The sequence below is a fragment of the Ruegeria sp. HKCCE3926 genome (assembly GCF_017872515.1).
Lineage (GTDB): Bacteria > Pseudomonadota > Alphaproteobacteria > Rhodobacterales > Rhodobacteraceae > Ruegeria.
This window is the reverse complement of record NZ_JAEDOU010000001.1, coordinates 1455937-1469414: the sequence shown is the minus strand read 5'-3', so window position 1 is coordinate 1469414 and position 13478 is coordinate 1455937. Positions and strand designations below refer to the sequence as shown.

Genomic DNA, 13478 nt, shown 5'->3' with positions numbered 1-13478 from the left:
GCGACTCACCATCAGAAACTCAAGTCTGTGTTAGGTAGGTGATGAAAAAAAGTGCATTGTTTGATTGCAGCCAGACTTGAGTGGTGCGACAAAACGTCATGACGTTTCGTCATCCAGCGGTACGGAGGATTTTATGACCGGCATCCAAGAACCAAGCTTTCGCCAGAGTGTTGACCTGATGTTCAACAGGGCGGCCGCCCTGATGGAACTGCCGCCGGGGCTGGAGCAGAAAATCCGGGTTTGCAACGCGACCTACACAGTTCGGTTCGGTGTGCGTCTGCGCGGTGAGATCCACACCTTCACCGGGTACAGGTCTGTCCATTCCGAACATATGGAGCCGGTCAAAGGCGGCATTCGCTATGCCACTGCGGTGAATCAGGATGAGGTCGAAGCGCTGGCTGCGTTGATGACGTACAAATGCGCCCTCGTCGAAACGCCTTTTGGCGGATCGAAAGGCGGTCTTTGCATTGATCCGCGGAAATACGAAGAACACGAACTGGAACAGATCACGCGCCGCTTTGCCTATGAACTTGCCAAGCGGGATCTGATCAACCCGTCGCAGAACGTTCCGGCGCCCGACATGGGAACGGGCGAACGCGAGATGGCCTGGATGGCGGACCAATACGCGCGGATGAACACCACCGACATCAATGCACGGGCCTGTGTGACCGGCAAGCCATTGAACGCAGGTGGCATCGCCGGGCGGGTCGAAGCGACCGGACGCGGCATTCAATACGCTCTGCGTGAATTTTTCCGTCACCCCGAAGACGTCAAGACGGCCGGCCTGTCGGGCAAGCTGGACGGCAAGCGTGTTGTGGTGCAGGGGCTCGGCAACGTGGGGTATCACGCCGCGAAGTTTCTGAGCGAGGAAGACGGTTCACGCGTTGTAGGTATCATTGAATGGGACGGAGCGCTCTATAACCCGGATGGTATCGACGTCGAAGCCGTCCGCCAGTGGATCGTCAAGCATGGCGGCGTCAAGGATTATCCGGACGCGACTCATTCAGCGGAAGGTGCAAGCGTTCTGGAGGCTGAGTGCGACATTCTGATCCCGGCTGCCCTTGAGGGTGTCATCAACCTTTCCAACGCCGAGCGGATCAAGGCACCTTTGATCATCGAGGCAGCGAATGGCCCGGTCACCGCTGGCGCGGATGAGATTCTTCGCAAGAAAGGCACCGTTATCATCCCGGATATGTATGCCAACGCGGGTGGTGTGACGGTGTCTTATTTTGAATGGGTCAAGAATCTAAGCCACATTCGTTTCGGCCGGATGCAGCGCCGCCAGGAAGAGGCGCGACATGAACTGATCGTCAGCGAACTGGAGCGGCTGGACAGGTATCTGGGTGACGCGTGGTCGATGTCTCCGGACTTTAAAGCAAAATACCTCAAGGGTGCCGATGAGCTTGAACTGGTGCGCTCGGGCCTCGATGACACGATGCGGATCGCCTACCAGTCCATGCGTGAAGTGTGGCACAGCCGCGACGATGTCGAAGACCTGCGTACTGCGGCCTATATCGTGGCGATCGACCGCGTGGCCAAAAGCTATCGCGCCAAGGGGCTGTAAAGCAGGCGGGCGGGGTGATCATTTCGCCCCGCCGGTTCGCGCTGCGGCTTGAATGTCGATGGCGGCCCGTTAGTTTGACGGATAGTAGACACTCAGAGAAACGAATCCCGGAGACCTCCATGTTGCGTATAGCCATTGTCGCGGCTCTACTGGCCACCCCTTTGGCCGCTCAGGAAACTAAGGAACAAAGCTGCAAATATCAGGCGGATGTGGTGGCCGCGATCCAAAAGGCGCGGCTGGACCGCGTGAAAGAACGCGATGTGGCGCAAGCCGTGGCGGATAGTGGCCCGACATGGCCCGAGAACTACAATGCCGCGATTCCGTTGATCACGCCGTGGGTCTATGAACAAAAGATGCGCGATGTGCGCAAAAAGGATCTGGGCGCTGCTTGGCTTGAGTTGTGTTTGCAGCAATAATCCACAGCCCGGACATTTCCCTGTGGACAAACGCGCGCCATCCCCTTGGCGCGCGTTCCTGTTTCTGTCAGGTTTGACATATGTCACTGCCCCCCGGATTTCTGGATGAACTGCGCACCCGCCTGAGCCTGTCTCAGGTCGTCGGGCGCAAGGTGATGTGGGATCAGCGCAAATCCAATCAAGGCAAAGGTGACATGTGGGCGCCTTGCCCGTTTCATCACGAAAAGACGGCCTCATTCCATGTCGATGATCAGAAGGGGTTTTATTACTGCTTCGGCTGTCACGCCAAGGGCGACGCGATCAGCTTTGTGAAAGAAACGGAAAATGTTTCGTTCATCGAAGCGGTTGAAATCCTCGCCCGAGAGGCTGGCATGCCGATGCCTGCGCGGGATCCGAAAGCACAGGAAAAGCAGGATCGCCGCAGTCAGCTTGCCGATGTGATGGAACAGGCGGTGCAGTTTTTCCGCTTGCAGCTGAAAACAGCGGCGGGGGCAGAGGCACGGGATTACCTGTCGCGCCGGGGTTTGGATCAAAGCGCGCTGGATCGGTGGGAGATCGGGTTTGCGCCGGACAGTTGGCAGGCGCTTTGGGATCACCTGCGCGGCAAGAGCATCCCAGAGGAACTGATCCTTGGCGCCGGGCTGGCCAAGCCTTCAAACAAAGGCAAAAAACCCTATGACACCTTCCGCAACCGGATCATGTTCCCGATCCGGGATCCGCGTGGGCGCTGCATTGCATTCGGTGGCCGCGCGATGGATCCGAATGACAACGCGAAATACCTTAACTCGCCCGAGACCGAGTTGTTCGACAAGGGGCGCAGCCTTTACAATCAAGGTCCGGCGCGGCAGGCGGCGGGCAAAGGGCAGCCGCTGATCGTTGCCGAAGGGTATATGGACGTGATCGCGCTGGCCGAGGCGGGGTTTAGCGCGTCGGTTGCACCTTTGGGAACGGCCATTACTGAACATCAGTTGCTCCTGCTCTGGCGGATCGCGGATGAACCGATCATTGCACTAGACGGGGATGCCGCGGGTCTGCGGGCGGCCATGCGGGCGGTTGATCTGGCACTGCCGCTGCTGGAGGCCGGAAAATCCTTGCGTTTTGCCTTGATGCCCGAAGGCAAGGACCCGGACGATCTGTTGCGCACAGAAGGCCCGGGCGCCGTTCAGGCCGTTCTGGAAGGGGCCATACCGATGGTCAAACTGTTGTGGCAGCGCGAAACCGAAGGAAAGGTATTCGACAGCCCGGAACGCAAGGCAGCACTGGACAAGGCACTGCGGGACAAGATCAAGCTGATCCAAGATCCCTCGATCCGCTTGCATTACGGTCAGGAAATCAAAGACCTGCGCTGGCAACTGTTCCGCCCGCGACGACAACCTCAAAACCGTCCGTGGCAACCGCGGGGAAAATGGCAGCCGCAGCAGACCGCGACGCCGGGCGCGCGCAGTTCGTTTCTGGCCTCATCGGAAAACGCGGATATCCAGCTGCGCGAAGCCGCTATTCTGGCGATCTCAATTCTGAATCCCAAGGTTGTTGTCCAATTTGAGCAACAGTTGGAAGAAATGGAATGCCACAATCCTGACTATGCGGCATTGCGCGATGCTGTCCTGCGTCACGCAATTGATGACCCGTACAACCTGAAAGACCACATTATCGCATCAATGGGGCCTGACGCCCTTGAAAACCTGCTGACCCTTCGCCATGTGGCAGTCATCCCCTGTGTGTCCAAGCCAGGCGACGTTGAAAAGGCCGAGATGACACTGGCCGAGGAACTCGCAAAGATCAAAGCGCTCCGGGGGTTGGATGCCGAGATTGCCGAAGCGGCAGAAGAGTTGTCTGATCTGGCCGATGAGGCGCTGACATATCGGCTGGCGCAAGCCGCCGAAGAGCGCAACCGCACGAGTCGAAGCCAGAACGAGGATAGGGCCGTTTTCGACATTGCTGACAATGGGGCGCGAATCAATCGTGACGAGAAAGACGCGTTTGCGGCGATCATGTCTGGCATCAAATTCGAGCGGAAACGCCGATAAGTGGTGTTTTCGTAAGGCACTGGAAAAGAAAAACGGGTAAACGGGTGGCCGAATCACTTATACGCGCTAATGATTCGGCTGAGACGAATCACCCATCCCTGCAGGAGCATTGAATGGCCGCCAAGGATACGAACGAAGACCGCAAATCCGACGAGCAGGAACAGGAAATCTCGCTGGACATGAGCCAAGCGAACGTCAAGAAGATGATCGCCGAGGCTCGCGAGAAAGGTTACATTACCTACGACCAGCTCAATCAGGTCTTGCCGCCTGATCAGGTCAGTTCGGAACAGATCGAAGACGTAATGTCGATGCTGTCCGAGATGGGCATCAACATCATCGAAGATGAAGAGGCCGAAGAAGAAGAGAACAAAGGATCGACCGAACTGGTTGCCGCGGAAAGCAACCGTGAGGTTGCGCTGGCCGGTTCCGGTACAGAAAAGCTGGATCGCACCGACGACCCTGTGCGCATGTATCTGCGTGAGATGGGGTCGGTCGAACTGCTGAGCCGCGAGGGTGAGATCGCAATCGCCAAGCGGATCGAAGCCGGTCGCAACACGATGATTGCGGGCCTGTGTGAAAGCCCGCTGACCTTTCAGGCGATCACAATCTGGCATGACGAATTGTTGTCCGAAGACATTCTTTTGCGGGACGTCATTGATCTGGAAACCACGTTCGGAAACCAGTTGGACGAAGACGGTGACGTTGAAGAGCCGGTCGTCGATACCTCGGCCGTGCAGGCGAACAAGCCAGCCAAGGATACCGGCCCCGAGCTGGATGCGGATGGCAACCCGCTGAACAACGATGACGATGACGATGACGACGATCAGGCCAACATGTCGCTGGCCGCGATGGAAGCGGCGCTGAAGGATCAGGTCTTGACCACGTTGGAGCGTATCTCGACCGACTTCTCGATGCTGTCTGAAATGCAGGACAGCCGGATTTCGGCCACGCTGAACGAAGACGGTACGTTCAGTGAAAAGGATGAAGAAACCTATCAGAAACTGCGGGCTGAGATCGTCGAACTGGTGAATGGCCTTCACCTGCACAACAACCGGATCGAGGCGCTGATCGACCAGCTTTATGGCATCAACCGCCGCGTCATGTCTCTGGACAGCGCGATGGTCAAGCTGGCCGATCAGGCACGCATCAACCGCCGTGAGTTCATCGAAGCGTATCGGGGCCGTGAACTGGATCCGAACTGGCTGGCCGAGATGGCCGAAAAGCCGGGCCGGGGATGGCAGATGTTCATCGAACGCTCGACCGCGAAGGTCGAAGAGCTGCGCAACGACATGGCTCAGGTCGGCCAGTATGTCGGTCTGGATATCTCGGAATTCCGCCGTATCGTGCAGCAGGTTCAGAAGGGCGAGAAAGAGGCGCGGCAGGCCAAGAAGGAAATGGTCGAAGCCAACCTGCGCCTGGTGATCTCGATCGCCAAAAAGTACACCAACCGTGGCCTGCAATTCCTTGATCTTATTCAGGAAGGCAACATCGGCCTGATGAAGGCGGTGGACAAGTTCGAATACCGTCGTGGCTATAAGTTCTCGACCTATGCGACCTGGTGGATCCGCCAGGCGATCACCCGCTCGATCGCGGATCAGGCCCGCACGATCCGTATTCCGGTTCACATGATCGAAACGATCAACAAGCTGGTGCGCACGGGCCGTCAGATGCTGCATGAAATCGGCCGCGAGCCGACGCCGGAAGAACTGGCCGAAAAGCTGCAGATGCCGCTCGAGAAGGTGCGCAAGGTGATGAAGATCGCCAAAGAGCCGATTTCTCTGGAAACACCCATCGGCGACGAGGAAGACAGCCAACTGGGCGATTTCATCGAGGACAAGAATGCCGTGCTGCCCCTGGACAGCGCCATTCAGGAAAACCTCAAGGAAACCACCACAAGGGTTCTGGCCTCGCTCACCCCGCGCGAAGAACGGGTTCTGCGGATGCGTTTTGGCATCGGTATGAACACCGACCATACTTTGGAAGAAGTCGGCCAACAGTTCAGCGTGACCCGCGAACGGATCCGTCAGATCGAGGCCAAGGCGCTGCGGAAGCTGAAGCATCCCAGCCGTTCACGAAAACTCCGGTCTTTCCTGGATCAATAAGAACAAAGATCTATCAGAACAAAGGCGCCCCGTCAGAGGCGCCTTTTTTTGTTCACATTGGCTGGTTCTCGCATCACGTTGGCGCGATAGCACAAGGCCGTGGCGGTGTGCCTTTCTATATCGGTCTTGTCCACTCATGGGACAGGCCGGGGCGAGGTTTTTCAGGCTGATGACCCCCGGCCAGCTGTCCGAATGGGATGTTCCACTCGGGTCTTGAAGGCGCTGGGCGGCTGACCTGTCCACCGTTTGAAGGCGGTCGAAAAAGCAGCCTGATCGGCATACCCCAGCGCGTATGAGATTTCAGACAGAGTCATGCCATTTGTGATGAAAGTCTGGGCCAGATCACATCTTAGATCGTCCACAATATCGCGATAGCTTGTGCCTTCATCCTTGAGGCGTCGACTGAAGGTTCTGAGGCTCATCCCCAGATCAGCCGCCGCATCTTCGGCTTGCAGGATTGCGCCGGGCAGGGATCGGGTGATCAGGCCTTCGACACGGGCGCGGGTCTTGTGCTTGGGGGGTGGTTTTTCGGCCAGCAGACGTTCACCGTATTCCAGCAAATGCTCACGCAGCTTTGGATCATAGGTCGGCACTTTCAATTCCAGCGCAGATAGCGGCAGAATGATCTCGATCTTTTCAGCGTTGAAAACCACCGGGCAGCCTGCCAGCTTTTTGTAGGTTTTGGCGTGGCTTCCAACTTTGTGCTGAAAGCGCATCTCGATCGGGTGCAACTTCACCTGCGTGAGGTTTCTCATCCTGGCCAGCGCAGCGAACAACAGGAATTCCGTGCGCCGATGATAGCGGGCAAAGCTGGCGTCTTTCCAATCGGCCTCAAGGGCCGCGAAGTTGCCGGCAACACGACAGCTGAGCCCGATGGCCGGATCGATGATGCCATGAAAACGGGACAGGTTTTCCATCACCTGCCTCAAATCGCGTGAGTATTTACTGATATACCCTGTTACGGTCGAGGCCGACGTGACCTCGAGCCCAGTGCGCGCCGCAAATGTGATGTCACCAACGGCGTCACAGGCGTGCCGGATGAACAGGGCCTCTTTATGTGCGCTGTAGACTGCGGCAGGGGGCGCGATATCCTGCTGACACAGCCCGGTCTGTTGCAATACCCGCTGGGATACTTCGCTGTTGCCGGCGTGGCGATCCAGCGCCTGGATCAAAAAATGTAGTCGGTCGATATCTACATCCATCGTGGTACAACACCTTACGTTCTCAAATACATTAACAGTTTATCAGGGAAATCCCTTTGTTGACTTTGGCTTTTGGCAGAAAGGATTTTGCACTTGAGTACTACTTGTTGGCAAGTTCTCGAAAGGTTTTGACCGGAACGCGCATGAAGTGTAGCGCGCGGCTGTCCAAATCAGCTTTGTTGCCGGGTCGGGACCTTCATGGGGATGAGGTCAGAGCCTCGGAGAAATCACCAATCTCTGCTCAGGGCTCCCCGGCACGCTCTTTTTCCTGCAAGTAACGCGTTGTTCTGCGACGCCGGGCTTGGGCCTGCTGATCCGCTGTCAAGGCTGGCTCACGCCGGATCACGCTATGTACCAGGCGGGCTGAATTGATCGTGAGGCACCCTGTGCGCGCAGTGAAGTTCGACTAACCTATTCAGAGGTCACAATTTGGAACAAGCAATCAGGGAAGAAATTACCATGAAACAGTCATACACTTTCGCCGCGTTGGCAGCCTTGGCCTTCAGTGTTCCATTGACAGCAGACGCTGCGCGGAACGGGTTTCGAACGGAACCCATAAACGCCACTGATTTTGAGGTCATCCCCCGCGGCGACATGCGCGCCGAAGGCTATTGGTGCGCTGCCGCGGATTATGCACGTCGAACCTTGGGGTCGGGCTGGACGGACCGGATTTACGTGTTGCGAGGATACGGGCCCAGTGTCACAACCGGTCGCAGAACAGCGGTTCAGTTTTCCATCAAGCCGCCTCAAACGGTCGATGCACAACCAAGCAGCTTTGTCTCGTTCGGGTTTCAGCCTGGCAACAGTGAGTCTGTACAAGGTGCGAATGCACGGTGTAATTATCGACCGTTCTTCAACGACTGACCAACCCGCAGGATAGTCACGATGCAGACCGAGTTCGTTTTGCACACCCATGGACCGGGGCTTTACGAATTCACGTCCGACGTTCTGCAATGGCTTGAACGGGTGGCGAAAGATGGGGTCTTGACCCTGTTCGTTCGCCACACTTCCTGCTCATTGCTGATTCAGGAAAACGCGGACCCCGAAGTTCAAACAGATCTTCAGGCGTTCTTCGAACGGCTGGTTCCACCGTCAGACAATCCCGCCATGTCGTATCTGCGGCACACCTATGAAGGCCCGGACGATATGCCTGCGCATATCAAGGCCGCGCTCTTGCCGGTTTCGTTGACGATCCCGGTGTCGCAGGGACGACCCGTTCTGGGAACATGGCAAGGGATTTACCTGTTTGAACACCGCACTGCGCCGCATCAAAGGAAGGTTGCGGCGTATCTGGCCTGACCCACTATTTAGCGGTTTGAATTTCCGACTACCCAAACCCTAGCGGCTGCCCTATAGTTGTGGATAAGTAAGCCGCAGCGCTTACAAAAAGAGGCCGAACATGGGACGAGGAGACGGCGGATGCGCTGCCCGTTTTGCGGAAATATCGACACTCAGGTGAAAGATTCACGCCCGGCAGAGGACCACGTGGCAATCCGCCGACGCCGGTTCTGTCCGGCCTGTGGCGGACGGTTTACGACCTACGAACGTGTGCAACTGCGTGATCTGGTTGTCATAAAGACCAATGGTAAACGCGAAGATTTCGATCGCGACAAGCTGGAGCGTTCGATCCGCATCTCGATGCAGAAACGCCCCGTTGATCCCGAACGGATCGATCAGATGATTTCGGGCATCGTGCGCCGTCTGGAAAGCATGGGCGACACGGATATCCCGTCCAACAAGATCGGTGAGATCGTTATGGAAGCTCTGGCGCGGATCGACACTGTCGCCTATGTTCGCTTTGCGAGTGTGTACAAGAATTTCCAGGCGGCCGATGATTTCGAGGAGTTCGTCCACGAACTGCGCCCGCCGCAGCCTTCGACTGACGAGTGAACGAAACAGATAAGCGATTCATGGCGCTTGCCCTGTCTTTGGGGCGGCGCGGTCAGGGGATGTGCTGGCCGAACCCCGCTGTGGGGTGTGTCATCGTTCGTGATGACCGGATCATCGGGCGGGGCTGGACACAGCCGGGTGGCCGCCCTCATGCCGAGACCGAAGCCTTGGCTCAGGCCGGGCAGGGTGCGCGTGGTGCGACCGCCTATGTAACGCTGGAACCTTGTGCCCATCACGGCAAAACGCCGCCCTGCGCCGAGGCCTTGATTGCGGCAGGAGTATCCCGTGTTGTGGCCGCTGTCGAAGACAGCGATCCGCGCGTGGCCGGGCAGGGTTTTGCCATGTTGCGCGAGGCGGGAATTGACGTTGTAACTGGCGTTCTTGCGGAACAGGCAGAACGGGATCTGGAAGGCTTTTTCCTCAAGACTGAACAAGGCCGGCCTTTTGTGACGCTGAAGATGGCCAGCAGTTTTGACGGGCGCATCGCAACCTCGACAGGGCACAGCCAATGGATCACCGGACCGCAGGCACGTCGTGTGGTTCATGCCATGCGTGCACGCCACGATGCGGTGATGGTCGGGGCAGGGACGGCGCGCGCCGACGACCCCTCGCTGACCGTGCGGGATCTTGGCGTTGAGCATCAACCCGTCCGCGTCGTGGTGTCCCGCCATATGGATATTTCTCTGATGGGGCAGCTGGCGCGCACGGCTTCAAAGATACCTGTCTGGCTCTGCCATGCGCATCACCCGGATGCCGAACGTGCACAGGCGTGGGAGGGATTGGGGGCAAAGCTGATCCCCTGTGCGTTGAAAGATCACCATATCGACGCGGTGGATCTGCTTCAGCAACTGGGTCAGGCCGGTTTGACCAGTGTCTTCTGCGAAGGCGGGGCCGCGCTTGGGGCCTCGCTGTTGGCCGAAGATCTGGTGGACGAGCTGATCGGGTTCACTGCCGGCTTAACCATCGGGGCCGAAGGCCTGGCCGCGGTCGGGACACTAGGTCTGGAAACGCTGGAGGCCGCCCCCAAATTCGAATTGATCGAGACGCAGGCGGTCGGCGGGGATGTATTACATCGTTGGCGCAGAGCGTCGGAATAACGTCAACGCCAAAGATGAGCGTGCGTTGCGAACGCGCCCTGAAGCTTTGACAGAAACCGGTTGAACGGACCGGACGGTGCCGAATACCCCAGCGCCAAACGTTCAACAGCCACTTCGACAGGGCAGGGTTGTCTGGTGATCGGATCGAAATAGCGTGGATAGTCAATCAAGGTGGCGTGTACCAAGCCCATCAGCGACGGCCGTGCACCTCGCCTGACGGGGACGGTATCCAGATCGGTGGTCAGGCCCCATCCCGCATAGAAGGGCGCGCCCAGAGTCGTGACCTTCACCCCGCGCAACAGTGCTTCGAACCCCAATAGCGATGTCATCGTCCACACCTCGTCCACCTGCGTCAGCAGCGAGGCAGGGTCAGTTCGGGTCACGACAAGGTCCGCAATTGACTCTGCGTCTATCTGGCCATCCCGCAACCCAGCTTCGACATCAGGGTGCGGTTTGTAGATCAGGATAGCTTCGGGGTTGGCCTCGCGCGCCGTGTTCAGCAGGTCCAGATTGCTGCGCACCGTGTTGGTGCCCAGCAGGATCGAGGCGTCATTTTCAACCTGTCCGGGCACCAGAATTCGGTGCCCATGGGGCAGAACCGGCGCGGATTGGCCCGTGTTGTATTTGCTCAAACCATCGACCAGCAATCTCTCAATAAGCCGTTCAACGCGCAATTCCTGATCCGGGCGCAAAGTTGCACGCTCGCTGATCAGGTTTTCCAACTGGCTGGGCTTTGTGGGGTCATAGTAGATACCGACTTCGTCGGTTACCAGGGATAGGGGCGGAACAAGCGCCGCCCCAAGTCCGCGGGAACGCAAAAAACCGTCTTCCACACGAACGGCCCCTTCGCTGTCGCGCGCCTGACTGGCCCAGACCATGTGGGGGCGATCCGAGGCATCAGGTTGTGTGGCCGTAAAGCGCAACGTGCCATGCCGCCCGAAAATCTGCTGCATGTGCCTGCGTTTCCACAGGCGCATACCGGCGGCCGTCCAACCGTGCCTGTCCTGCCGCCATGCGCGGGTCTGCGCCTCCAAAATGTCCAGAACCGTTTCCAGTTCGCACAGCTGATCGCGAAAGGGGTCGTACCAGGTCGGGTAAAGCAGCATCGCGGCCGCGAACAGTTGCGCGCGGGTCAGGTTGCGCTGACGGCGCTGGACTGGGAATTCATCCTGCGTCAGGCCCCACCCGGCATAGAACGGTTGACCGAAAACGCGCGGTTTGTGACCGGCCAGGATTGCTTCAAAGCCCAGCTGCGAGGAAACGGTATAAACCGCAACGGCGCCCTCGAGCAGGGGCCAGGGGCTGATGGGCTTGTCAAACCACGTGACCCGGTCTGACAGGTCCTGATCGGTGAAATGCCCCTGACGATGACCTGCCATCGTTTCTGGATGTGTCTTGATCAGAATGCGCGCGCCTGGGTTTTCCTCCTGCGCGACCACAAGCATTTCAAGAAAACGGGCACGATCGGCACCGCTTGCCGAGACGGCGGCATCGCCAACCGTCTGATCGATGACCAGTACATAACCGGGGTCAGGTGCGGCAAGATCGGGGTCAAACGCGGAATACTTGCTGAGGTGCAATTCCCTGACCCGCTCCATCGCGGCACGTGCGCGGTTCAGCAGCGCGGTGTCGTCCAAGGGATCGGTGTTCAGCAGCATCTCAAGGTCCGAAGGTTCGGCTGCATCGAAATGCGGGCCCGAACGGTCCAGCAAAAGACCCAAGGGCGGTTCACCGGCGCGCCCCGGGTGCAGAGATCTGAGAAAGGCATCCTCGACCCGCAGAACCGGGGCGCGGTGTTTTTCGGCGATGCGGAGGCCCCGATACGCGGTCGGGCTGTTGCCCCAAATGCCCACGCAATCGCCATCCTTGGGAAGACCCAGACGAATGTCATATCCGGCAAGCGTCAGAATCCGTCTCAGGCGTTTTTGCGTAAGAAACCCGCCGTTGTAGACGAACAGCCGGGTGCGCTCGGCCCCGGCTGCGCTGTCCGGATCGGCTACCATGCATCAGTTGCCGGTCAGCGTGGCGACGTTTGCGATGGGGGTCAGGCCACCAGCGATCAGCGAGATCGATTTGCTCCACTGTGCATAGGGTGCTTCGGTCACATAAATCGTATCATCGTCGCGGATCACGAAATCCCGCGCGATGAACAGGCCGTTGGGGGCCGTCAGGTTCAGCAGGTAGATCATGCGTTGATCCCCCTTCAAGTCGGCGCGTCCCGTGATGCTGCGCGCGATGTCCTGACGCTCTTTCCGCAGAATGAAAATGCCGGTTGGATCAGAGGACAGTGTTAGCAGACCACCGACCTGAGCCAAAGCTTCCAAGGCGGTAAGGTCCTGACTGTCAAAGGCCACGCGAGACTGACCCCCGGTCGCGCCGAGTGCTATGTATGATCTGCTGTCTTCTTCCACCAAGATGCGGTCGCCGCCACGCAAAGCGACGTCCAGTTTCGGGTTGCGGAACAGATCTTCGTACCAGACGGTGCCCTTTTGATCCCCCCGGATCAGCGTCACCAGCGCGATATCCGACGCTACTGAGACCCCGCCCGCCTTGGACAGCATGCCAAGCAAGGAACGGGTTGGGCGTTCGATCGGATAGATGCCGGGGGTTGCGACTGTACCCGTCAGCGAGACGGTGGAACCGTCACCCGCAACACGCCGCACTTCGATCTGTGGGTCGGGTGTCTGTTCCCGCAGCTTGTTCGTGATCAAAACGCGAAGCTGTTCGGGCGTGTTGCCCGCGGCCCGAATCCGACCCGCATAGGGGACGAAAATGAAACCATCGCTGTCGACCTGAACTTCATCTAGAATGGTCGCCGCACCGGTTTCGCCGGACAGCAACCCGTCGTCCACGTTTTCCCATATGGTCAGGCCCAGCACGTCACCGGGGCGGACAGTGTCGGCGGTCAAGGCCTGGGCGCTGCTGAACGAGGACGAAAAGCCAAACTGAGGCACGGCGGATGTAAGGCGTGTCACGCGGTCATCGACTTCGACGACAAACGCGTTGCCGCCATTCTGGACTGCACCCGCCAGAATTTCGGTCTTGTTCGGCCCGGATTTCGGAAGTTGGCAGGCCGCCATCAAGCCGATTGCGGCCACAAGGGAAACCCCCCGCATCCATCGCTTAGGAGAGAATTGCACTGCCGGATATCCTCAGTCTTTTGTTGTTGCGGGAAGATTA

The 13478-nt window shown here is 58.3% G+C and carries 11 protein-coding genes; 8 read left to right on the top strand and 3 right to left on the bottom strand.

The window, feature by feature from the left end; genetic code table 11:
• The first annotated feature begins 133 nt into the window (after positions 1–133).
• From I9184_RS07410 to rpoD, 4 genes are all read left to right on the top strand, one after another.
• Positions 134–1564: a Glu/Leu/Phe/Val dehydrogenase gene (locus I9184_RS07410; RefSeq protein ID WP_209833491.1), complete on the top strand. Its 1431-nt coding sequence runs from the start codon at positions 134–136 to the stop codon at positions 1562–1564.
• Positions 1565–1683: 119 nt separating this feature from the next.
• On the top strand, positions 1684–1980 hold the full coding sequence (locus I9184_RS07405) for a hypothetical protein (RefSeq protein WP_152457544.1): 297 nt from the start codon (positions 1684–1686) through the stop codon (positions 1978–1980).
• An 80-nt stretch (positions 1981–2060) separates the two neighbouring features.
• On the top strand, positions 2061–4007 hold the full coding sequence (dnaG, locus tag I9184_RS07400; protein WP_209833489.1) for a DNA primase: 1947 nt from the start codon (positions 2061–2063) through the stop codon (positions 4005–4007).
• 113 nt (positions 4008–4120) lie between these two features.
• A complete protein-coding gene (gene rpoD / locus I9184_RS07395; RefSeq protein ID WP_171633431.1) occupies positions 4121–6109 on the top strand; it encodes an RNA polymerase sigma factor RpoD in 1989 nt (662 codons plus the stop codon).
• A gap of 161 nt (positions 6110–6270) precedes the next feature.
• Here the strand turns inward: rpoD and I9184_RS07390 are convergent, their stop codons facing one another.
• On the bottom strand, positions 6271–7311 hold the full coding sequence (locus I9184_RS07390) for an AraC family transcriptional regulator (RefSeq protein ID WP_209833487.1): 1041 nt from the start codon (positions 7309–7311) through the stop codon (positions 6271–6273).
• Between the two features lie 459 nt (positions 7312–7770).
• Here I9184_RS07390 and I9184_RS07385 point away from each other — a divergent pair, with 459 nt between their 5' ends.
• The 4 genes from I9184_RS07385 to ribD all read left to right on the top strand — a co-directional run bounded on the left by I9184_RS07385 (position 7771) and on the right by ribD (position 10298).
• Positions 7771–8175 (top strand): hypothetical protein, encoded by a 405-nt coding sequence (locus I9184_RS07385; protein ID WP_171633427.1) that lies wholly within the window; start codon positions 7771–7773, stop codon positions 8173–8175.
• A gap of 21 nt (positions 8176–8196) precedes the next feature.
• Positions 8197–8610: a secondary thiamine-phosphate synthase enzyme YjbQ gene (locus I9184_RS07380; RefSeq protein ID WP_171206899.1), complete on the top strand. Its 414-nt coding sequence runs from the start codon at positions 8197–8199 to the stop codon at positions 8608–8610.
• A gap of 120 nt (positions 8611–8730) precedes the next feature.
• Positions 8731–9201 (top strand): transcriptional regulator NrdR, encoded by a 471-nt coding sequence (gene nrdR, locus I9184_RS07375; RefSeq protein ID WP_117869416.1) that lies wholly within the window; start codon positions 8731–8733, stop codon positions 9199–9201.
• Positions 9198–10298 carry a bifunctional diaminohydroxyphosphoribosylaminopyrimidine deaminase/5-amino-6-(5-phosphoribosylamino)uracil reductase RibD gene (gene ribD, locus I9184_RS07370; RefSeq protein WP_171633422.1) on the top strand — a complete coding sequence of 367 codons (1101 nt, stop codon included), beginning with the start codon at positions 9198–9200 and terminating at the stop codon, positions 10296–10298. Before nrdR ends, ribD begins: the two co-directional genes overlap by 4 nt.
• A 2-nt stretch (positions 10299–10300) precedes the next feature.
• On the opposite strand, the gene I9184_RS07365 is transcribed toward ribD, so the two are convergent.
• Positions 10301–12301, bottom strand: a complete 2001-nt coding sequence (locus tag I9184_RS07365) for a capsular polysaccharide biosynthesis protein (protein ID WP_209833485.1) — start codon at positions 12299–12301, stop codon at positions 10301–10303.
• A gap of 3 nt (positions 12302–12304) precedes the next feature.
• Positions 12305–13438, bottom strand: coding sequence for a polysaccharide biosynthesis/export family protein (locus I9184_RS07360; protein ID WP_348539510.1), 1134 nt, complete (start codon positions 13436–13438; stop codon positions 12305–12307).
• Positions 13439–13478 lie beyond the last annotated feature (40 nt).

Bases quoted from the DNA above. Each gene is read 5' to 3' on its own strand.
- I9184_RS07410 (WP_209833491.1), top strand. From the start codon at position 134: ATGACCGGCATCCAAGAACCAAGCTTTCGCCAGAGTGTTGACCTGATG.
- I9184_RS07405 (WP_152457544.1), top strand. From the start codon at position 1,684: ATGTTGCGTATAGCCATTGTCGCGGCTCTACTGGCCACCCCTTTGGCC.
- dnaG (WP_209833489.1), top strand. From the start codon at position 2,061: ATGTCACTGCCCCCCGGATTTCTGGATGAACTGCGCACCCGCCTGAGC.
- rpoD (WP_171633431.1), top strand. From the start codon at position 4,121: ATGGCCGCCAAGGATACGAACGAAGACCGCAAATCCGACGAGCAGGAA.
- I9184_RS07390 (WP_209833487.1), bottom strand. From the start codon at position 7,311: ATGGATGTAGATATCGACCGACTACATTTTTTGATCCAGGCGCTGGAT.
- I9184_RS07385 (WP_171633427.1), top strand. From the start codon at position 7,771: ATGAAACAGTCATACACTTTCGCCGCGTTGGCAGCCTTGGCCTTCAGT.
- I9184_RS07380 (WP_171206899.1), top strand. From the start codon at position 8,197: ATGCAGACCGAGTTCGTTTTGCACACCCATGGACCGGGGCTTTACGAA.
- nrdR (WP_117869416.1), top strand. From the start codon at position 8,731: ATGCGCTGCCCGTTTTGCGGAAATATCGACACTCAGGTGAAAGATTCA.
- I9184_RS07365 (WP_209833485.1), bottom strand. From the start codon at position 12,301: ATGGTAGCCGATCCGGACAGCGCAGCCGGGGCCGAGCGCACCCGGCTG.